The following is a 20,716-nucleotide window of genomic DNA, read 5'->3' on the forward strand; positions in this document are numbered from 1 at the left end:
GGTGGATCGAGTGCGACCTGTGTACTACCTGGTCTCCCCGGCGGGGATTCCCAACTACGGCGACGAGTTGATCGCCATGACCTGGCTCCGCCATCTCGCCGAGGTGGCTCCGGACGCCGAGGTGGTGGTGGACTGCATCGGCCCCGAGGCGGCCGCCGCCCGGATGGGCGGCGTGCATCCGCGCGCACGGTTCCTGAACGGCCTGTGGCAGCTGTGCGTACTGCACTGGTCGCCGGACCCGGCCAGGACGGCCGAGGCGGTCGCGGGCGCCGTGCGCGACCCGGACCGCTTTCCCGAACAGGCCGGTGCGCTGCGGGAACTGCGCCGCGCGGACGTGGTGCATCTGGTCGGCGGCGGGTTCATCAACGCCATCTGGGCCCCGTTCGCCGGTCTGCTCGCGGGGATCGTGACCGCCACCGGGCTCTCCAGCGGGCTGGCCGCGATGACCGGGCAGGGACTGTGGCCGCCGGCCGAGGGCGCGAGCGACCTGATCCGGTCGCTCGCGGCCGGTTTCGCGGTCGTCGACGTGCGGGACGCGGCGTCGGCCGGACTGCTCGGCGCCGAACCGGCCGCGCAAAGCTGCGACGACGTCTTCCTCGGCTTCGGGCCGGGGCTGCTGCGCGCGGACGACGCGCCGGACGTGATGGTGAGTGCCCAGTCGCTGCTCGCCGACGACGATCCGGCGGAACTGATCTCCTTCTTCGCCGAGGTCGTCCGCGCCTGGGGCGCGACAGAGGTGGGCCTGCTGGAATGCGCGCCCGACCAGGACGGGGCGGTCCTGGAGCTGGCCCGGCGGACTCTGCCGGGGGCGCGCAGCTACTCGATGGCACAGGTGCTGGCGGAAGGACTGCCCGTGCGCCCCGGCCAGGCGTGGCTGACCACCCGCTTCCACCCCCATCTGGTGGCTGCCGCGGGAGGGGCGTCCGGTGTGGCCCTGAGCATCCGGCCGGACTACTACGGCACCAAGCACCGCTCGCTGACGGACGGCGGGTCGAACTGGCAGCTCCTGGACGGCCTCGGCGGCCCCGGGGGCACGGAGATACCGGACCGGCCGCAGGGCGGCGGCTATCCGCCGCAGACCCTGGAACGCCTGCGCGCCGCCAAGCGTGCGGTGGCCGGGCGCATCTACGGCGCGCGTTGACCAGACACCGCGGACGGCGGGGCCGGTCTCACTGAGGCCGGCCCCGTTGGCGTCCCCCCCCGTCACACGGCGGTCGCGGGCTCTGTCAGGTCCCGCAGGACCTCGCTCGGTGCGGGTGCGAGGGCCGTCTCGGCGCGCAGGCGACCGGCCGCCGCGCGCGGGCCGGGGTCGTCGAGGAGCGCCGCCAGGGACGTGACAATGCGGGCCGGCTGTGCGGTCAGGCCCTCCAGCGCGATGACGGCGCCGGTCGCGGCGAGCCGCCTGCTGAACACGATCTGGTCGCTGGCCAGCGCGAGGGCCAGCTGGGGCACGCCCGCCACCGCGCCGTTCATCAGGCAGTTGTCGCTGCCGTGATGGACCAGCACGTCCGCCTCGGCGAGCAGCAGGTGCAGCGGGAAGTTCTCCAGCACCCGGACCCCGTCCGGGAGCGGGCCGAGCGCCCGCACCTGCTCGGGCGACGCGGTCAGCACCACCTCGGCGCCGAGGCCGCACGCGGCCGTGACGGCCTCGCGCAGCGCGGGCACGTCCGGCCCGTAGATCCCGGTGGCGGAACGGCCCCACACCACGCAGACCCGGGGGCGGTCGCGCGGCGCGAGGGTCCAACCGGGCAGCGTGCCCGGGCCGTTGTACGGGACGTACCGCACGGGCATCCGGACGGCGGCGCCGAGCGGCGGGACGGCGGAGGGGGGAGACGGGTCGATCACGCGGGTGATGCGGTCCCGGCCCCAGGCCGGCACGCCTGGCCTCGCGATGTTGTTCATCAGGTCGCGCAGGGCCAGATCAAGCCCCAGTTCCTCGTCGACGGTCCCGAACAGGCCGGGCGCGCAGTACACGCTCGGCACCCCCAACTCCTCGGCCACCAGGGCGCCTTCCTCGGCGAGCACGTCGTGGCAGACGAGGTCGGGCCGCCAGCCGCGGGCGAACTCCCTCGTCCGCAGATGGCTGATGCGCACGGCATCGCTGTACTCGCCGGTGAACGCCCGCTGCGCCGCGGCCACGTCGAACTCGTCGAGCCGACTGACGCGTTGCCCCGTGACCGGGTGCAGCGGCAGGTCCGGCAGCTCGGTCCTGCCCTCGACGACCTGGGCGTACAGATTGAGCCGCGCCATGTACATCATGTCGGGGCTCTCCAGGACGGGCACCGGCACCAGACCGGCCCGCCCGATCGTCTCCGCCTGGGCCGGGGCGCAGACGACCCGGACCTCGTGCCCGGCCGCCTGGGCCGCCCAGCCGAGCGGGATCATGCAGAAGTAGTGGCCGGCCCAGTTCGATGTCGTGAACAACAACCGCATTGTCGCCTCCAGCACGGCGCTCTCGGAACTCAAGGGAGGTCCGGCCGGGATTCCGGCCGGACCTGTCGGAAGGAGCGGGGGTGGGTGCTCAGCGGCGCCGGGCGATTCCCCGGATGGCCAGCGGCGCGAACACGGCGGCCACCACGAGCGAGGAGAGCAGGGTGTAGAAGACCGGCCGGGCGACCGCGCCCCCCAGCAGCAGCCCGCGCTCCGCGGCGGCCAGCCAGGTGACCGGATTGACCTTGACGAACGCCTGGAGCCAGCCGGGCATGGTGTCGGGGCGGGCGAAGGCGCCGCTGATGAAGGTCAGCGGGATGGTGCAGAGGAAGGAGAGCATCTGAACCGTCTCCGCCGACTTCACCGACAGGCCGATCGCCATCGCCATCCAGGCCATGCCGAAGGAGAAGCCGGCCAGCAGGAGCACGCCGTAGAACAGGTGCCACCAGTGCGTGTGGACCCGGAACCCGAGCGAGAAGCCGACGACCAGCACCAGGACGAGGGCCCACATCTGCAGCACCAGGTCGGCGAGGTAGCGGGCGAACAGCGGGGCGAGCCGGGAGACGGGCATGGAACGGAACCGGTCGAAGACACCGCGCGAGACGTCCCCGAACAGTGCGGGCGCACTGCTCATGGTCGCGAACACGGCGTTGTAGCCGAGCACTCCGGGCACTTCGTACTGCAGGTACGCATGGCTGGATCCGGCCATCTGCCCGCCGTAGATGTACGTGGAGAGCAGCAGGAACAGGATGGGCTGGATGCCCAGCAGGAACAGCGGTTCCGGGTTGTGCCGGATCTGAGTGAGGACCCGCCAGGTCAGGGCCGCGGTGTGGCGGTACAGCCGGACCGGCCCCAGCCTGCGGATCTGCGCCGCGGAGGCGGGGCTGGTCACGGACGACGGCGTCAGGACGTCGGTGGTCATGCGGCGTGCTCCTCACTGTGCGCGGCCGGGCGGGAACCCTCGTGGGCCGCCTTCGCCTTCTCGGTGCGATCGGGCTGCCCGGCCGGAGTGCCGACGATGGCGAGGAACGCCTCGTCCAGGCTGGGCTTGCGCAGGCCGGCCTCGTCCAGCCGCAGCCCCGCCTCGTCCAGCCGGCGCAGCACCGCCGACATCAGTGCCCCGTCGGCCGACGGGACGACGACCGTGCCGTCCTCCTCGTCCGCCCCGGGCGCGACCTGGCGCACGGCGGCCAGCATCGCCTCCAGGTCGTCCGGGTTGTCCGGCCGTACGACGAGCGTGCGGTCGCCGGCCTTCGCCTTGAGGGCCGCGGCGGTGCCCCGGGCCGCGACCTCCCCCTTGTCGATCACGATGAGGTCGTCGGCGAGGTGGTCCGCCTCCTCCATGTACTGGGTGGTCAGCAGCACCGCGGTGCCCTCCTGCGCGAGCCGGCGCACCGCCCGCCACAGTTCGATGCGGCTCTTGGGGTCGAGGCCCGTGGTGGGCTCGTCCAGGAACAGCACCCGGGGCCTGCCCACCAGGCTCGCCGCCAGGTCGAGCCGGCGCCGCATGCCGCCCGAGTAGGTGCGGACCGTGCGGCGGGCCGCCTCGGTCAGGCTGAACGCCTCCAGCAGCTCGGCCGCCCGCTGCCGGGCACCGGGCCGGCTCATTTCGAGCAGCCGGGCGATCAGCACCAGGTTCTCGGCCCCGGTGAGGTTCTCGTCGACTGCCGCGTACTGCCCGGTGAGCGCGATGAGGTGGCGGACCTGGGCCGCCTCGCGCACCACGTCGTAGCCGCCGATGAGGGCCCGTCCCGCGTCCGGCTTGATCAGCGTGGACAGAATGCGCACGGCCGTCGTCTTGCCGGCGCCGTTCGGCCCGAGCAGACCCAGCACCTGCCCTTCGCGCACCGCGAGATCGATGCCTGCGAGGGCCGTGACGTCGCCGAAGCGCTTGGCCAGTCCCTCGGCGAGCAGTGCCTCCGTCATGTTGGTCCTTTCTCCCTTGCTCCGGCTGTTGCGATGCTCCGGCTGTTCCGATCGGGGATGGTCGAGCGGTTCACTGATACGGCGCTGATACGGGGCTGAGAGGGCCGTGCGGCCGTGGTTCCCCGGCGCCGGACGGGCGGCCCAGCACCTGTGCGAGCACGGCGTCGAGCCTGCCGACCGGGTCCGGATCGGCGTCGTCGGCCGCCCGCCAGCAGACGAATCCGTCCGGCCGGACCAGCACGGCGCCGCTGTCCGACACCCCGTGGGCCGCGGCCCAGCCGTCCGTCGCGTCCCGCAGCCCGGCCCCCATGCGGTGGACGCGGACCCACGCCGCGGCACCGAGGCGGCGGCCCGCGTCGGCCCACCGCTCGCCCCGCTCCCCGCACAGCAGCACGAACCGGGTCCGGTACAGATCGAGGGTGGACAGCCGCCGCCCGTCGCGCAGGAGCGGGTGGTGCGGGGCCCGGCTGCCCGGCTCGCCCGTGAACTCCATGGAGACGAGCGGTGGTTCGGCCCGGTCCCGCTCGGCCGGCACGGCGTGGGAGCGGTACCGGTGGCCGAGCACGGCGGCGAGCGGGTGGGGCGCAGGCTCCCCGTCCGCACGTTCGCCGGAGCGCCTGCGCAGCTGCTGGCGTACCGACTGCTCGCCGACCGAGAGCGCGACGGGACGGCGCTCCTGTTCGTAGGTGTCGAGCAAGCTCTCTCCGCCGGTGCCGCGCAGCAGGGCCGCGAGCTTCCAGGCGAGGTTGTGCGCGTCCTGGATGCCCGTGTTGCCGCCGAGGCCGCCGGCCGGTGCCATCACATGGGCCGCGTCACCCGTCAGCAGCACCCGCCCCTCGCGGTACCGGTCCGCCGTCCAGGAGGCGAGCTCCCAGGTCTGCACGGTCGCCCCGGGGGTGTCGAGGTCCTCCAGGAGTTCGGGTGCCAGATCGGGCACGCCGGTCGCGGCCCGGATCAGTTCCACGCAGCGCCGGGCGGTGAAGTCCGCCGCGCTTTCCCCCTGTTCGGGCCGGTACGGGACCATGAGGACCCAGCGTTCCGCGTGGTCGAGCCGGGTCAGCATGGTGTGGGCGACGGGCTCGTCGAGGTAGCACAGGGCCAGCCGGCGCCCCCGCAGCGGCCGCGTGAGGTCGGCGCGGAAGGGGATGTTGGCGTAGTGGGCGATGCTGCCCACTCCGCTCGTACCGATGCCGAGAGCGGCGCGCACCGCGGAGCGGTGGCCGTCGGCGGCCACCAGGTAGTCGGCCCGGACGGTGTGGGCGGTGCCGGCCGGCGTGCCGCGCAGCCGCACCGTCACTCCCGTGGCGTCCTGCTCGAAGGATTCGAGCCGGGTGGCGAACCGCAGGCGCGCGCCCCGCCGTTCGGCGTGCACCCGCAGCACTGCCTCCACCTCGTTCTGGTCGACCATGAGAGGCTCCGTCGGGCTGATCGCCGTATAGGCCTCGGCCGCGGGCCGGGCCGCGTGGAAGAGCTCCTCGCTGACCAGCGTCCGCGCCCGGGCGATCTCCGGGAGGTCGCGCAGGACCGACGGCGGGGCGGCGCGCAGGGCGTCTTCGACATCCGCGGCGCGCAGCACCTCCATGGAACGGAGGTTCAGCCCGCGTCCGCGCGGCAGCCTCGACGTCTCCCGGCGCTGTTCGACCAGGAGCGTGCGCACGCCCTGATCGGCAAGGAAGAGCGCGAGGGACAGGCCCACCAGACCGCCGCCCGCGATCACCACTTCGACTTTGCTTTCCATGCTGCTTCCCGTCACGTGAGTCACCTGCGAGAGCAGGGTGACGGGCGTCCTTCGAACGCGCTTCGAAGCTGCGCCGCAAGTATGTGCTCGCCCCTCAGCCACGGAAGGTAGCCATGACCAACACCGAACTGCCCGGCGTCGACGTCCGGCAGCTGCACGACATCGCCCGCGGTTACGTGAAGACCGCGCTGCTGCGCACCGCGTTCGACCTGCGTCTCTTCGACCCGCTCGGGGACGGCCCGCTGACCGCGGCGGCCCTCGCCGAGCTCACGGACACCCACCCCCGGGGCATGCGCATCCTGCTGGACGCGCTGGCCGCGATCGGGCTGCTGCGGGCCGAGGGCGACACCTACGCGCTGCCGGCCGGCGGTGAGTCCCTCCTCGTCAGCACCGGCTCGCAGTTCTTCGGCGGAGCCGTCCGGCTCGGCGCGAGCGACTGGGAGTGGGACGCCCAGAAGCACCTGATCGACGCGGTGCGCCACGGCGGAACCGTCGCCGAGACGCACGCGCTCACCCCGCAGTTCGACTACTGGGAGGAGTTCGCCACGAACACCTCCTGGTTCAACAACGGCGCGGCCGACCTGATGGCCGATCAGCTCGTCCCGTGGGCCAAGGACCGCGAGACGGTGGACGTCCTCGACATCGCGTGCAGCCACGGCTCCTACGGATTCACCTTCGCGCAGCGCGAGCCGCGGGCCACCATCACCGGTCTGGACTGGCCGAACGTCCTGGAGATCACCCAGCGCCACGCGGAGCGCCTCGGGCTCGCGGACCGCTTCCGGACCATCTCGGGCGACATGTTCAAGACGCCGCTCGGCGGGCCGTACGACATCGTGATGCTCACCAACGTGCTGCACCACTTCTCCGAGGCGGAGGCCGTCGAGCTGCTCAAGCACGCCGCCACCGCGGTCAAGCCGGGTGGTCGCATCGCGGTGGTCGGCCACACCACCGATGCGCAGGACACCCCGCACACCAACCCGCTGCCGTACATGTTCTCGGTGATCATGCTCGTCCAGACGCACAGCGGCGAGACCCACTCCGTCGACACCTACAAGCGGATGCTGACCGAAGCCGGCTTCGCGAACCCCACCGACCACTCCGCCGAGAAGGCCATGCACCGGCTGTTCCTCGCCGAGCGGCCCTGAACGGAAAGGATCCGCTCATGCCGGATTCCTCACTCGCCACGGTGGCCGGGCCGCGGCGGCCCGCACCGGAGTCCGGCGGGCTGCCCGCCGGCGCCCGTGCGGCCCGGCCGGTCGCGGCCGGTCTCGCGCAGCTCGCCGACCGCCGGCGCATGCTGGCGCCCGAAGCAGTCCACGCGGTCGTGGAGGCGGGGTTCCCCCGGCACTTCGTGCCCCGCCGGTTCGGCGGTGACGCCGGGACGTTCACCGACTTCGTCGCCGCGGTCACCGAGGTCGCCGCGGGGTGCGCCAGCGCGGGATGGTGCGCCTCGCTCTTCGCCTCCCACGCGCGGCTGGCCGCCTACCTGCCCGCCCGCGGCCAGACCGAGGTGTGGCGCGAGGGTCCCGACGCCCGGATCTGCGCGGGATTCGTCCCGGCCGGCACCGCGGCACGGGCCGCCGGCGGCTGGCTGCTGAACGGCACCTGGAACTTCATCAGCGCAGTGGACTTCGCCGACTGGATCCTGCTGTCGGCCTGGGAGCCCGGCCACACGGAGAAACAGCTGCGGTTCTTCGCCGTCCCGCGCCACGCCTGCGAGGTCCAGGACACCTGGTTCACCGTGGGCCTGCGCGGCACCGGCAGCAAGACGGTGGTGCTCGGCGACGTCTTCGTCCCGGAGCACCTGACGTTCCCCCAGGCCGTACTGCTGGCGGGCACCGCGCCCGACACCGCGCCCGCGCCCTGTCACGCGGTGCCCTTCCGCCTGGTGAACGGGCTCACCATGGTCGCTCCGGCCGTGGGTGCGGCGCAGGGCGCGCTGGACGCCTGGTCACGGTGGATCGCGTCGAAGACCGAGGTCCTCATGGGCCGTACGGTGCCGTCCGCCGAGAAGGCTTCCGTGCAGGCCGCGCTGGCCCGCTCCTCGGCCGCCGTCGAGACGGCCGTACTCCTCGTCGGCCGGATCGCCGCCACCGCGGACGCGGGCGGCGAGCTCGCACCCGATGCCGTTCCCCGCAGCCACCGTGACTACGCGATCGTCGCCGAGTCCCTGATGGACGCGGTGGACCGGCTGCAGCGGGAGAGCGGGGCCCGCGGCCAGGCCGAAGGCAGCCCGGTCGAACGGGCCTGGCGGGACGTCCACGCGGCGGGCAGCCACGCCGCACTGCAATTCGACAGCAACTGCGCGGTGTACGCCCGGCACACGCTCGGGGCGTACCGGCCCGGCTCCGAGGAGGAACCGTCCCATGGCTGACCAGGTCCCGGGCCAGGCGCCCGGCACCCCGGCGCCGCTGCGTCTGCACGCCCTCGCCTACAGCCTCGGCGTCACGGCCGCCGTGACCGCCGCGGCGCGGCTCGGGCTGGCCGACGCGATCGGCGAGGAGCCCGTTGCGGCCGGCTCGCTCGCGGCCGCGGTGGGCGCGGACGAGGAGGCGCTCGTCCAGCTCCTGCGGGCGCTCGTCTGCCATGGCGTGTTCCGTCAGGCCGAGGACGGCGGATACGCCCACACCGAGATGTCCCGGCTGCTGCGCACCGATGCGCCCGCCAGCCGCAGAGCGATGGCCCTGCTGGCGGGCGCCCCGTTCGCCTGGAACATCTGGTCCCGGCTGGACGAGGCGGTACGGACCGGTGACAGCGTGTTCGCGGGCCTGTACGGCAAGCCGCTCTTCGCCCATCTGCACGAGGACGAGCCGGAGTTGGGCGCGCTCTTCGACCAGGCGATGGCGAAGTCCGGCGAGACGACCGCGGCGGCCGTGGTGGCGGCGCTCGACCTGGCCGGCACGAACACGGTCGCCGACATCGGCGGCGGGCGCGGCACGCTCCTGCGAGCCCTGCTGGAAAGCCGTCCGGGCCTGAACGGTGTCCTGTTCGACCTGGAGCGGGTGGTGGCCGACGCCGACCCGGAGCTGCGCGAGGGCGGCCTCGCCGACCGCTGCCGTGTGGTGGCCGGCGACTGCCATGTCGACGTCCCGGTCAAAGCCGATATGTACCTGCTCAAGGGCGTCGTGCACATGTGGAACGACGCCACGGCCGTCGCGGCGCTGCGCACCCTGGCGCGCAACGTTGCGGCCGGGGCCCGGGTCGTCCTGGTCGAGCAGGTCCTCGACGCCACCGGCACTCCCGAGATCGCCACGGTGATGAACCTGCTGATGCTGGTCAGCCAGGGTGGCCGCGAGCGCACGGCGGACGAGTTCCGTGCCCTGCTCGAACGGGCGGGGCTGGAGTTCCGGGGCATCACCGCGACCGGGAGCGTGGTGCACCTGATCGAAGCGGTGGTACCCGGCGCGGTGTGAGGCCGCGCGCCCGGCGGGCGGCTCAGCCGCCCGCCGCCGCGGTGAGCACACCGGCCTGCTCCCCGGGGCCCGCCGCCGCCGCGGCCGCGCCGGCGCGGTAGGCGCGGTCGAGCTCCGGGGCGGCGGCAAGGGCTTCGCAGCGAGACCGGATCCGAAGCGTGTCGGGATGGGTGCGGCCCGCCCTGCCCGTCAGACCGTCCCCGACGCCGAGCAGGCTCATGGCCCGCTCCGCGTCCCCCTGTTCCTGGGCGATGTCGGCGCCGAGCCGCGCCACCGAAGCGATCACCCGCGGGTCGCCCAGCAGGAGTGCGTGCGTCACGGCCTCCTCGTAGCGTTCCGTGGCACTGGCCGTGCGCGAGCCGGCCACGTCGACATGGCCCAGCCCGCAGAGCGTCAGGGCGAGCTGTTCCGCGTCGGGCCAGGCAGCGGCGGCCCCCAGGGAGGTCAGACTGCTGGAGAGGACGTCCGCCGCGCCGGGCAGGTCGCCCTGCCAGCGCATGACCTCGGCGAGAGCGCAGCGCACCCGCGGAAGGCAGCGGGTGATCCCGAACCGCCGGGCCGTGCCCAGCGCCCGGTCCAGCTCGGCCCGGCCGCCGGCCGGATCACCGGCCCGGGCCCGCTCGCTGCCCAGCCGCGCCCGGATGGTGACCTGGTCTTCGAGCGCGCCGAGCTCCACCGCCAGCTGGAGCGCGTCCTCCAGGAGCTGTGCGGCCCCGCTGGGGCCCTCGACGGTCGCGGCGATCTCGGCGAGCGCGCTGAGGGCCTGGATCTGCGCCCATCGCTCTCCGGTGCCGCGGGCCTCGCGCAGCGCCGTCCGGTAGTGCTGCCGGGCCTGCGCCACATCGCCCTGTACGGCGTGGATGTGCCCGCAGTTGAGGTGCCCGCACGCCCGGGTCCACGGGTTCGTGTCACGGGTCAGCCGGTCCATCGCGGCCAGTGCCCCCGCCGGATCCTGGTCGAACATGTGTAGCATCGCCTGGAACGCGGCGAGTTCGGGGCGCTCGGGTGCCCCGTGCGGGCGGGTGCGTTCGGCCAGGTCCATCCACTGCCTGATCCCGGTCATGGCCTCGGCCAGCCCGTGCGCGGCGGTGGCGGGCGCCAGGGCGGACATGATGAGCACCAGTGCGCGTGCGTCGGCCGGGGCGTCGTCGCCGTGAACGGCCAGGGCCCGGGCCGCCCGCTCCGCCGCCTCGATCTGCTGCCCGCTCAGGAACCAGTACCAGCCGAGGGCCGCCACCAGCTGTACCGCGACGGCCCCCTCGCCGGCCTCCACCGACCAGTGCAGCGCCGCCTGGAGATTGTCGTGCTCCGCCGAGAGCCGGGCCAGCCACGCCACCTGCTCCGCGCCGAGGAGCTGCCACTCGGCGGACTCGGCCAGTTCGAGGAAGTACCGGGCATGGGCGCGCCGCACCGACTCGCCCTCGGCCGCGGAGAGCTGCTCCCCCAGGTACTCGCGGATGGTGCCGAGCATCCGGTAGCGGGCCTGCCCGCCGTGCTCGTCGACGACGACCAGCGACTTGTCCACCAGCGCGGTGACGAGGTCGAGCACCCGCGCCGGCGGCACCCCCCGGTCCGGGTCGGCGCATATCCGCTCGATGGCTTCCAGGGTCGCGCCGCCGGAGAAGACCGCGAGCCGCCGGGCCAGCAGGCGCTCCTCGGTGTCCAGCAGGTCCCAGCTCCAGGCGACGGCGGCGTCGAGGGTGCGGTGGCGGGCGGGGCGGCCCCGGCGGTCGGCGGTCAGCAGCCGGAAGTGCTCCTCCAGCCGTTCGGCGATCTGGGCGGGTGACAGGGCGCGCAGCCGTGCCGCCGCCAGTTCCAGGGCCAGGGGCAGGCCTTCGAGCCGGCGGCAGATGCGGGCCACGTCGGCCGCGTTGGTCTCGTCCACCACGAAGGAGGGGCGCACCTCCCGGGCCCGCTCGGCCAGCAGGCGTACCGCCGGACTCGCGGTCACCTCCGGCAGGACGGCATCCGGCGGCGGTACCGGCAGCGGGCCCAGGGGCAGCACGCCCTCGCCCGCGACGGCCAGCGGCTCGCGGCTGGTGGCCAGCACGCACACACCGGGGCAGGCGCCGAGCACCGCGTCGCTGAGCCGGGCCACCGCGTCCACCAGGTGCTCGCAGTTGTCGAGCATCAGCAGCAGCCGGCGGCTGCCGATGAGGTCGACGAGCCGTTCGCAGGTGCTGCGGGCGGCCGGGCTCTGGCCGCCGAGCACGGCGGGGCCGCCCGGTTCGAGGGCGGCCAGCACGGCTTCCGCGACCCGGCCGGGGTCGCGCAGCTCCGCCAGGTCCACCCACCAGACACCGTCGTCGAACCGGTCGGCGAGGCCGTCCGCGGCCTGTGTCACCAGCCGGGTCTTGCCGATGCCCCCCGGCCCGACGACCGTGACCTGGCGCCGTTCGCTCAACAGCGCGGCCAGCCGGGCGAGTTCGTCCTCCCGCCCGAGGAACCCGGTGAGCCTCGCCGGTACCCCGGCGCGGGGGGGNCCGGCGCCGCCGCGCCCGGGGACGGCGCCCCGCCGGGAACGGGCTCGCCTCTCAGCACCGCCAGATGGATGTCCGCCAGTTCGGCGGAGCAGTCGATGCCCAGCTCGGCAAGGGCGCGGCGGGTCTGCCCGTACACGTCGAGGGCGTCCGCCTGCCGCCCGGCTGCGCGCAGGGCCAGCATCAGGCGGGCGGCCCACCGCTCGTCGGTGGGCACTTCGGCGAAGAGCCGCTCCAGCTCGGGAAGGATCTCGGCGGCGCGGCCCAGGGCGAGGTCGGCGTCGATCCGGGCCGCCAGGGCCGACCAGCGCAGTTCCCTGACGTGGGCGGCGGGCGCCAGCGTGAACAGGGCTCCGGCCGCCTCCGTGAACGGTTCGCCCCGCCACAGGTCCAGGGCCTCGCGCAGAGTGAGCGCCGCCAGATCGGGCCGGTCCGGCAACTGGCCGCGGCCGCGGGCCGTGAGCTCCTCGAACCGCCACAGGTCCACCGCTTCGGGTGCGATGCCGAGGGCGTATCCGGCGAGACCGGACTCGACGGGCAGGTGGGGTGCCAGTTTGCGCAGCCGCGACACCAGGGCCTGGACGGCGTTGAGCGGATTGGCGAGCGGGGTCTCGCCCCACAGGTCGTCGATGAGGCGGTCGCGGGCGACCGGGCGGCCACCCGCGAGCGCCAGCCGGATCACCAGGGTGCTGAGGCGGGTTCCGGGCAACGGCACCCGGCAGCCCTGCGGGTCGCGGATCACCAGCGGGCCGAGGACCGCCACGCTCGTGCCGGCCTGCGCCATAGTGCTTCTCCTCCGCCTCGCTCCACCTGGCGACACTACCCGACGTGTGCGGAGGTCCCGGGACTGCTCGGCCTGGATTCGAATCACCCTCGGAAGCGCTTCGTTAGGTTCCGTCCCGGCCATCGCCCCGAGGACAAGGTCAGCAGCATGCTCATTTCTTCCACGGAGTCCACCGCCCCCGCAACCGCGTCCGGTCCGCACGGCCGGATCGCCGCCTCCGCGCGGGTGGTGGACAGCCCGGTGATGCCCAACGACCGGTTCGACGCCTGGTTCGCCGCCCGCCGGCGAAGGGGCGTCTTCCAGGTGACGCGCATCCCCTTCGCCCAGCTGTCGAACTGGAGCTTCGACCCCCGCACCGGTTCCCTCGCGCACGACAGCGGGCGCTTCTTCTCGGTCGAGGGCCTGCGGGTGGAGGCCGACGAGCAGATCGGCAGCTGGGAGCAGCCCATCCTGGTCCAGCGCGAGATCGGCATCCTCGGCATCCTGGTCCGGGAGTTCGACGGCGTGCTGCACTTCCTGATGCAGGCGAAGCTGGAGCCCGGCAACACCGGCGCGGTGCGGCTGTCGCCGACCGTGCAGGCCACCCGCAGCAACTACACGGGGGTGCACCGAGGCCGCACCATCCCCTACATCGAGCACTTCGTGCCGCCCCGGACCGGGCGCCTGCTCGTCGACAGCCTGCAGTCCGAGCGCAGCGCCTGGTTCCTGCGCAAGCGCAACCGGCACATGGTCGTCGAGACCAAGGGCGGCGTCCCGGAGCACGAGGACTTCTGCTGGCTGACCCTCGGTCAGCTGCGCGCCCTCATGCACCGGGACAACATCCTGAGCATGGAGGCGTGCTCGGTGCTGGCCTGTCTGCCCGGCGGCCCGGCGGACGACGGCGGACGGGCACTGCACGAGCTGGGCGAGGTCACCAGCCTGCTGTGCGAGATCAAGGCCCGTTACGAAGTGGCGCAGCACCGCATACCGCTCGCCCGGACGGCGTCGTGGCGGCGGCTCGACGACGAGATCTCCCGTCCCGACGGCAAGTTCTTCAAGGTCATCGCCGCCGAGGTACATGCCGAGAGCCGCGAGATCCTGCACTGGTCGCAGCCCCTGCTCGCACCGGCACCGGGCGGTCACGCGGTGCTGCTGACCCGCCGGTTCCACGGGGTACGCCATGTCCTCCTGCACGCCCGGGTGGAGGCGGGGGCGCTCGACGTCGCGGAATTCGGACCGACCGTCCAGTGCACGCCGGACAACTACCGGGACCTGCCCGCCGAGCGGCGCCCGCGCTTTTTGGAGTACGCGCTGTCCGCGCCCGTGGAGCGCGTCCTGTACGACGCCGTGCTGTCGGAGGAGGGCGCCCGCTTCCACCACGCGGAGGTCCGCTACCGCATCATCGAGGTGGGCGACGAACTGGCCGAGGTGCCCGACGAGTTCGTCTGGGTGACGGCTGATCAGATCGGCCGGCTGCTGCGCAACAGCTACTACCTCAACATGCAGGCGCGCACCTTCGTCGCCCTGCTGCACTCGCTGGACTGACTCGTGCGCCGGGGATCAGACCAGCAGGGCGGCCAGTTCGGCCGCTTCCGTCACCACCCGGGCCGCCAGTTGTTCGGCCTCGCCGCGCGCCATCACATCGGTGCGGTACCGGATCAGGCCGCCGAGGTCCGGGTGCGGGCGCAGCTCCAGATGGAGCTCCGGCACCCAGGTGAGGGGGGCGACCCTGATCTGCTCGCCGTACAGCTCCGCGGTGATGTCCACCCGGGACGGCGGAACCTCCTCCAGCACGAAGTACGCCTGGAGCAGCGGATTGCGCGGCAGGCCCGCCGACGCCTGCGGCAGCTGGATGTCGATCGACAGCAGCGGGGCGCTCATCGCCTCACGCAGTTGCTCGGCGGCCTGGCGCACCAGCTTCTCCGGCTCGGCCGACGGGGTCAGCCGCAGGGCGAGCATGCTCGCGTAGCAGCCGATGGACTGCGCGGACGCCGGTCCGAAGCGGCCGGCCACCGGAGTGCACACCGCGAGGTCGTCAGCGCCCGTGTGGGCGCCGAGCACCCGCGCGAAGGCGGCCAGGAAGACGGCGCTCGCCGTGCCGCCGGCCGTGGCCGCCGCTCGCCCGGCGGCGGACATCAGCTCCCTGGTGAGGTCCAGTTCCACCTCCGCGGCCGGTCCGTAGCGCGGGACTTCGGGGGCTCCGGGGAACCTGAGCCAGTCGACTCCCTCGGCCCGTTCGCGCCAGGCGCGCACCGCCGCGGGCCGCCGGGACGCCTGCTCGCGCTGCTGCGCCCGGTACGTGGCGAAGAAGGACGGGCCCGGTCCGTCGAAGGCCGGCTGCCCGGCGGCCAGTGCCCGGTAGGCGGCGAAGAGGTCCCGCCAGAACAGCCGGGTCGACCAGGCGTCGAAGGCGATGTGGTGCCCGACGACGGCGAGCAGCCATTCCCCCTCGGCCGTGGCCAGCAGCCGGGCCCGGAGCGGAACCGTCCCGCGCAGGGTGAACGGCTCGGTGAGCCAGCGCCGTGCCTCCCGCTCCGCCTGCGCACGCGGTGGCCGGGGGCCCGGGTCCACCTGGAGAACGCCGGTGACATCGGCGGCCGCCAGCACTGTGGCCTCGGGGCCGCCCCGGCCCGGGCCGAACCGGGTCCGCAGGACGTCGTGGCGCGCCACCACGGCGTCGAACGCGGTGTTCAGTGTCGCCACGTCCAGCTCGCCGCGCAGCACGAACAGCATGGGCATGATGCTCTCGTGGAGGTCGGGCTCGTCCTCGGACATCCGCCAGAACTTCTCCAGTGAGAACAGCGTCCCGTCCGCGTCGCCCTCCTGCCCATGCTCCTGCTCCTGCTCCTGCCCGCTGTCCGGCTCCCGCTCCCCGAGCCGGGCCAGCACGGCCCGTACGGTCCGGCCTTCCAGGACGTCGACCTCGCTCACCGGACGGCCGAGCAACCGGGCCAGCCGTGTCGCGATGCGGATCGCGGTCATCGACGTCGCCCCATGGTCGAACAGGTCGTCGTCCGGGCCGATCCGGTAACCGAGGAGGTCCCCGGCCACCGACAGCGCCGTCCGCATCGTGTCGTCCTCGGTCCGGCCGTCCGCCGGGGCCGGCCCGGTGGGGCCGGAGCCGTCCGCCGTGCGGGGTGCGGCCGGCACGAGGGCGGCGAGCGCCCGGTGGTCCACCTTGCCGTTGGAGAGCTTCGGCAGCAGGTCGACGACCGCGATGCGCTCCGGCACGGAGGCGGCGGGCAGTGACTCCCCGGCGATCCGCGCGACCGCCTCCCGGTCCGGCAGCGGGCCGCCCTCGCTGCTCACCACCGCCGCCAGCCCCGTGGTGCGGCCCATGGCGTCGGTCAGCGCGACGACCGCCGCACGGCTCACGCCGGGGGCCCGCTCGATGACCGCCTCGATCTCCGCGGGCTCGATCCGGACTCCCCGGATCTTGATCTGCCGGTCGCGCCGCCCGACGAAGACGAACCGTCCCCGCGCGTCCCGCCTCGCCAGGTCGCCGGTGAGGTAGACCCGGCGCGGCGCACCGTCGAGCGTCAGGACGGGAAAGCGCTCCTCGGTCTCCCGCGCGTCGCCGAGATAGCCGAGCGCGAGACCCTCGCCGCCGACGGCCAGCTCGCCGGTCGCACCCTCCGGCACGGGCCGCCGGTCCTCGTCGAGCAGCCAGACGTCCGTGCCCGTGAGCGGCCGGCCGATGGGGACCTCGGGTTCGTCCTGCGCGGGGTCGAGCAGGTGCGTCGTCGTGTACGTGGTGTTCTCGGCGGGGCCGTACGCATGGAGCAGCCGGGTGCCGGGGCGGTTCCGGAGGAAGGCGGTCAGATGGCGGACGGAGTGCCGCTCGCCGCCGGTGATGAGCAGGTCGAGGCCGTCCAGGCTGTCGATGTCGTCGTCGACGAGCGCGTTGAAGATGACGGTGTTGAGGAACAGCGCGTTGACGCCCTGGCCGACCGCCGCGCGGATCCTGGCGCCGGTGGGGTGCCCGCCGCCGGACAGCACCACCGTGCCGCCCCTGAGCAGCGGCACCCACAGCTCCCAGGGAAGGGCGTCCCACGCGGGCGAGGCGGCCTGGTAGGTCACCATGCGGCCGGGCACCACGCAGGCGTCCTGCTCCGCCAGCCGCAGCACCCCGCGGTGCGTCGCGATCACGCCCTTGGGCGCGCCGGTGCTGCCCGAGGTGAAGAAGACGCAGACCGCGTCGGCGCCGGTGAGCGGCGCCGCGCCCGGCTCCGCCGGGGGCGTGCCGCCGTCGGCGGCCCCGGCCCCGATCCCGGCCCCCGGCTCCGCGACGGCTTCGGCCAGGGTGATCGTGCGCACGCCCGGGACCAGGGCTTCCGTCCCGTCGGCCACGCACAGCCGGACCTCGTCGAGGCCCGCGATCCGCGCGTACCGGCCCCATGGCCAGTCCGGCGGTACGACCGCGTAGGCCGCGCCGCACCGGCTGATGCCCAGCAGCAGCGCCACGGTGTCCGGCACGCACGCCGCGCGCACCACCACGACATCGCCCCGGCCCACTCCCAGCCCGGCCAGCACCGCCGCGCTGCGCCGCGCCCTGTCGGCCAGTTCCCCGTAGGAGATGTCCGCGCCGTTCCAGCGCAGTGCGGGCGCGTCGGGTGAGTGCCGGGCGTGGGCGGCGACCCGTTCGTGCACCAGCTCCTCGTCGGGGTGGCAGCGGCCCTCCCCGGTCGGGCTGGACGCGGACGGTTTCTGCCTCTCCATGACGGCCTCCTTGGCAACGGTCCCGGCACCGGTCAGGCCGGATCCTCGGCCATGGCCTTCAAGCCCCCGTCGAATCGAATCCGGCTGGACCAGGTCTCGAACCCGGGCCCGCAGGATCGCGAGCGACCGCAGCGGCCGAGGACCGCGTCACCCCACTGTCTGGAGGAACCCCGTGGATCTTGGTCTTGCCGACCGGGTCGTCCTGGTCACCGGCGCGACACGGGGCATCGGCCTCGCCACCGCGCGTGCCTTCGCCGCCGAGGGCGCCAGGGTCGCGCTCACCTACCGCGACGACAAGGACGCCGCGGACCGCCTGGTCACCGAACTGGGCGGCGGGGAACGGGCGTTGGCCCTGCGGTACGCACTCGACGAGCCCGGCTCGCCGCAGGAGGCCGTCGCCGAGGTGACCCGGCGGTGGGGCGGTGTGGACGTCCTGGTGGCCAATGCCTACCGGCGCGGCCCGCGGCGCGGTCCCCGGGACCGCTTCGAGGAGGTGCCCGCGGACGAATGGCAGGCGACGCTGACGGACAACCTTGCCGGCACGATCCGCACCGCCCAGCTCGTGCTGGCCGGTATGCGCGAACGGCGGTGGGGCCGGCTGGTGCTGGTCTCCTCGCACATCGCCACGCACGGCCGCGGCGGTCAGGAGGTCTACGGTGCGGCGAAGGCCGCCCTGCACGGGCTGGCCCGCAACCTTGCCTGGGAGGCGGGCGCGGACGGCGTCCTCGTCAACGCCGTGGCGCCCGGCCTGACCCTCACGGAGGGGGTGCTGGGGGCGCTGCCGCCCGCGCTGCGGGAACAGGAGCGCGAGCGCACCCCCACGGCCCGGCTGTCCGACCCGGACGCCGTGGCGAGGGCGGTCCTCTTCCTCGGCTCGGCCTCGAACACGAACATCAGCGGCCAGGTGCTGCACGTCGACGGCGGGCGCTAGGGGAGACACCGTGAAGATTCAGGACATCTACATCGACTCCGTCGGCGTGTACGTGCCGGAGCCGGTGAGTTCCGCGTACGCCGTGGCGCAGGGCCACTACGACGCGGCGGCGTACGAGGAGACGGGGCTGACCGGGGTCGCGGTCTCCCCCGGCATCTCCGGGCCCGACATGGCGGTGATCGCCGCCGAGCAGGCCTTCGGCCGCGGCACCCTGTCCCGCTCCGACGTGGACGCGCTGTTCCACTCCTCCTGCTTCCACGAGGGGCCGGACGCCTGGTGCGCGCAGAACTACGTACAGCTGCAGACCGTCGGCAGAGCGACCGGGCGCAGCGTCCCCGCCTTCGAGGTACGGCACGGCTGCAACGGCATGTTCGACGCGTTCGAGCTGGCCGTCTGCTATCTGCGGGCGGACGAGGCCCGGGACACCGCACTCGTCACCATCGGCGACAACCTCGACTCCCCGCTGGTGGACCGGTGGCGCTCCGCGCCCTTCCAGCTCATCGGGGACGCGGGCGCGGCAGCGGTCCTCTCCAAGCGCAAGGGGTTCGCCCGGCTGCGGTCGGTCGGCACGCTCCTCGTCCAGGAGCTGGAGGCGCTGCACCGGGGCAGCGAGCCCGTCTTCCCGCCGCCCGCGACCACGCGGATCCCCCTCGACCTCGGCAAGCGGTCCCAGGACTTCTTCCGGACCACGTCCTACGCGGACTTCAACCGGCTCAGCCTCGACGGACTGCACACGCTCGCCGACCGGCTCACCGCGGACGCGGGCGTCAAACTCCAGGACATCGCCCGGGTCTCGTACATGAGCGTGTCCCGGGACTTCACCGAGCAGCGGCTGATGATGCCGCTCGGGCTGCCGATGGAGAAGTCCTGCTGGGAGTACGCCAAGGAGGTCGGGCATCTCGCGTCGGCCGATCACCTGGCCGCCCTCGACCATGTGCTGACGGCGGGTGAACTGGGGCCGGGCGACCTCATGCTCATGATCGGCCTGGCGTCCGGGCTGTCCATCGGCGGCGCCGTGGTCGAGATCGTCGCCACGCCGCCCTGGCTCTCCTGACCGCCGAAGGGTTGACGACCATGCGCGTACTGTTCGCCACCTGGGCCGCACCCGGCCACCTGTTCCCGATGGTTCCGCTGGCCTGGGCCTGCCAGGCGGCCGGCATCGAGGTGCGGGTCGCCGCGCCCCCGTCCTGCCAGGACGCCGTCCTGCGCACGGGCCTGCCGGCCGTCGCGATCGGCCCCGACACCGAGCCGCAGCGCAAGGGGCCGGCCCGCAACGCCAGGTCCTGGGGCAGCGACCGCCCCTGGCCGGACGGCTGGACCGCGCGGCCCGAGCTGCTGGACGAATGGCAGACGACCGTCCTCGACTACACGGCGGGCAAGCAGGTGGCCGCCGCCGCGACGATGACCGACGACCTGGTGTCCTTCGCCCGCTGGTGGCGGCCCGACCTGGTGGTGTGCGACGCGCTGTGCTTCGCCGGTCCCGTCGCCGCGGCCGCCGTCGGGGTGCCGCACCTTGTGAAGGGCTGGGAGCTGGGCACCCTGCTCCACACCGAGCGGGCCGGGCGCAGCGGCGACTGGCTGCCGGGCTACGCCGAGCTGTTCGAGCGGTACGGGGCCGAGCCACGGGCCTGCTCCGACCACCTCATCGACACCAGCCCGCCGGGCCTGCGGCTCGCGGAGTCGTTCGACGTACGGCGCACGTCCATGCGGTACGTCCCGTTCAACGGCGCGGGCACGGCGCCGCCGTGGCTCGCCGAGCGGCCCCGGCGGCCACGGGTCTGTGTGACGAGCGGAGTCGCGCTCGGCCAGTACGACACCGCGACGGCGACCAGGGTGACCAGCGGCCTCGCGGAGGCGGTCGCCCCCCTCGGCATCGAGCTCGTGATCGCCGCCGGTGCGGGCCTCGGCGAGGCGCTCGCCGACGCGGCGCCCGGCGCGCGGATCGCCGTGGAGGTCCCGTTCAGTCTCCTGCTGCCCACCTGCGACGCCGTCATCCACCACGGGGGCGCGGGGACGGCGATGACCGCCGTCGCCTCCGGCGTGCCCCAGCTGATCCTGCCGCAGTCCCCGCCGTACGCGGAGATCGCGTTCCGGGTGGGACAGGCCGGGGCCGGAACCGTCCTGGACGCGGAGAGCGACCCCGCCGGCATCCGTGCCGCGCTCGGGGACCTGCTGGAGGCCGAGCGGTACGCGAAGGCCCTGGCCGGGCTCCGTGCCGAGATGGCCGCGATGCCGCCGCCCAGCGAGGTCGTCACCGCCCTGGCGGCCCTGGCCCGCGAGGGCGTGTGACCGGATCCGGCAGGTGGACCCGCGCAG

Annotated in this window: 15 protein-coding genes; 8 read left to right on the plus strand and 7 right to left on the minus strand. The window is 74.0% G+C overall.

Features of this window, described 5'->3' with window-relative positions; translation table 11 throughout:
• Positions 1 to 10 precede the first annotated feature (10 nt).
• Positions 11 to 1,141 carry a polysaccharide pyruvyl transferase family protein gene (locus tag LE548_RS41010; protein WP_225102143.1) on the plus strand — a complete coding sequence of 377 codons (1,131 nt, stop codon included), beginning with the start codon at positions 11 to 13 and terminating at the stop codon, positions 1,139 to 1,141.
• Between the two features lie 62 nt (positions 1,142 to 1,203).
• On the opposite strand, the gene LE548_RS41015 is transcribed toward LE548_RS41010, so the two are convergent.
• From LE548_RS41015 to LE548_RS41030, 4 genes are all read right to left on the minus strand, one after another.
• Positions 1,204 to 2,424: a nucleotide disphospho-sugar-binding domain-containing protein gene (locus tag LE548_RS41015; protein ID WP_225102144.1), complete on the minus strand. Its 1,221-nt coding sequence runs from the start codon at positions 2,422 to 2,424 to the stop codon at positions 1,204 to 1,206.
• A 97-nt stretch (positions 2,425 to 2,521) separates the two neighbouring features.
• The gene (locus LE548_RS41020; RefSeq protein ID WP_225102145.1) at positions 2,522 to 3,352 is read right to left on the minus strand and encodes an ABC transporter permease; all 831 of its coding nucleotides are present in this window, start codon (positions 3,350 to 3,352) and stop codon (positions 2,522 to 2,524) included.
• Positions 3,349 to 4,356: an ATP-binding cassette domain-containing protein gene (locus LE548_RS41025; protein WP_225102146.1), complete on the minus strand. Its 1,008-nt coding sequence runs from the start codon at positions 4,354 to 4,356 to the stop codon at positions 3,349 to 3,351. Before LE548_RS41025 ends, LE548_RS41020 begins: the two co-directional genes overlap by 4 nt.
• Before the next feature lie 70 nt (positions 4,357 to 4,426).
• Entirely contained in the window at positions 4,427 to 6,094 is a 1,668-nt protein-coding gene (locus tag LE548_RS41030) for an FAD-dependent monooxygenase (protein ID WP_225102147.1), read from the minus strand.
• Positions 6,095 to 6,207: 113 nt separating this feature from the next.
• On the opposite strand from LE548_RS41030, the gene LE548_RS41035 reads away from it, so the two are divergent.
• The 3 genes from LE548_RS41035 to LE548_RS41045 are packed head-to-tail and all read left to right on the plus strand — an operon-like array spanning position 6,208 to position 9,507.
• Positions 6,208 to 7,239, plus strand: a complete 1,032-nt coding sequence (locus LE548_RS41035) for a class I SAM-dependent methyltransferase (RefSeq protein WP_225102148.1) — start codon at positions 6,208 to 6,210, stop codon at positions 7,237 to 7,239.
• 17 nt (positions 7,240 to 7,256) lie between these two features.
• Entirely contained in the window at positions 7,257 to 8,468 is a 1,212-nt protein-coding gene (locus LE548_RS41040; protein WP_225102149.1) for an acyl-CoA dehydrogenase family protein, read from the plus strand.
• Complete coding sequence (locus LE548_RS41045; protein ID WP_225102150.1) at positions 8,461 to 9,507, plus strand: methyltransferase; 1,047 nt, start codon at positions 8,461 to 8,463, stop codon at positions 9,505 to 9,507. The genes LE548_RS41040 and LE548_RS41045 overlap by 8 nt, the downstream gene beginning before the upstream one ends.
• Before the next feature lie 22 nt (positions 9,508 to 9,529).
• Here LE548_RS41045 and LE548_RS41050 read toward each other — a convergent pair whose 3' ends face one another.
• Both LE548_RS41050 and LE548_RS41055 read right to left on the minus strand, forming a co-directional pair.
• Positions 9,530 to 11,911: an NB-ARC domain-containing protein gene (locus LE548_RS41050; RefSeq protein WP_263637164.1), complete on the minus strand. Its 2,382-nt coding sequence runs from the start codon at positions 11,909 to 11,911 to the stop codon at positions 9,530 to 9,532.
• Entirely contained in the window at positions 11,908 to 12,771 is an 864-nt protein-coding gene (locus tag LE548_RS41055; RefSeq protein WP_225102151.1) for an AfsR/SARP family transcriptional regulator, read from the minus strand. Before LE548_RS41055 ends, LE548_RS41050 begins: the two co-directional genes overlap by 4 nt.
• A 147-nt stretch (positions 12,772 to 12,918) precedes the next feature.
• Here LE548_RS41055 and LE548_RS41060 point away from each other — a divergent pair, with 147 nt between their 5' ends.
• Entirely contained in the window at positions 12,919 to 14,295 is a 1,377-nt protein-coding gene (locus LE548_RS41060; protein WP_225102152.1) for an NDP-hexose 2,3-dehydratase family protein, read from the plus strand.
• Between the two features lie 15 nt (positions 14,296 to 14,310).
• Here the strand turns inward: LE548_RS41060 and LE548_RS41065 are convergent, their stop codons facing one another.
• On the minus strand, positions 14,311 to 17,469 hold the full coding sequence (locus LE548_RS41065) for an AMP-binding protein (protein WP_225102153.1): 3,159 nt from the start codon (positions 17,467 to 17,469) through the stop codon (positions 14,311 to 14,313).
• A 172-nt stretch (positions 17,470 to 17,641) separates the two neighbouring features.
• On the opposite strand from LE548_RS41065, the gene LE548_RS41070 reads away from it, so the two are divergent.
• From LE548_RS41070 to LE548_RS41080, 3 genes are read left to right on the plus strand one after another with little or no spacing between them, the layout of a single operon-like run.
• Positions 17,642 to 18,400 carry an SDR family NAD(P)-dependent oxidoreductase gene (locus tag LE548_RS41070; protein ID WP_225102154.1) on the plus strand — a complete coding sequence of 253 codons (759 nt, stop codon included), beginning with the start codon at positions 17,642 to 17,644 and terminating at the stop codon, positions 18,398 to 18,400.
• Positions 18,401 to 18,410: 10 nt separating this feature from the next.
• Complete coding sequence (locus tag LE548_RS41075; RefSeq protein WP_225102155.1) at positions 18,411 to 19,454, plus strand: ketoacyl-ACP synthase III family protein; 1,044 nt, start codon at positions 18,411 to 18,413, stop codon at positions 19,452 to 19,454.
• 20 nt (positions 19,455 to 19,474) lie between these two features.
• Positions 19,475 to 20,689 carry a nucleotide disphospho-sugar-binding domain-containing protein gene (locus LE548_RS41080; protein ID WP_225102156.1) on the plus strand — a complete coding sequence of 405 codons (1,215 nt, stop codon included), beginning with the start codon at positions 19,475 to 19,477 and terminating at the stop codon, positions 20,687 to 20,689.
• Positions 20,690 to 20,716: the final 27 nt, after the last annotated feature.

Origin of the sequence: Streptomyces sp. CoH27, assembly GCF_020181035.1 — a bacterium.
Taxonomy (GTDB): Bacteria; Actinomycetota; Actinomycetes; order Streptomycetales; family Streptomycetaceae; genus Streptomyces; species Streptomyces camelliae.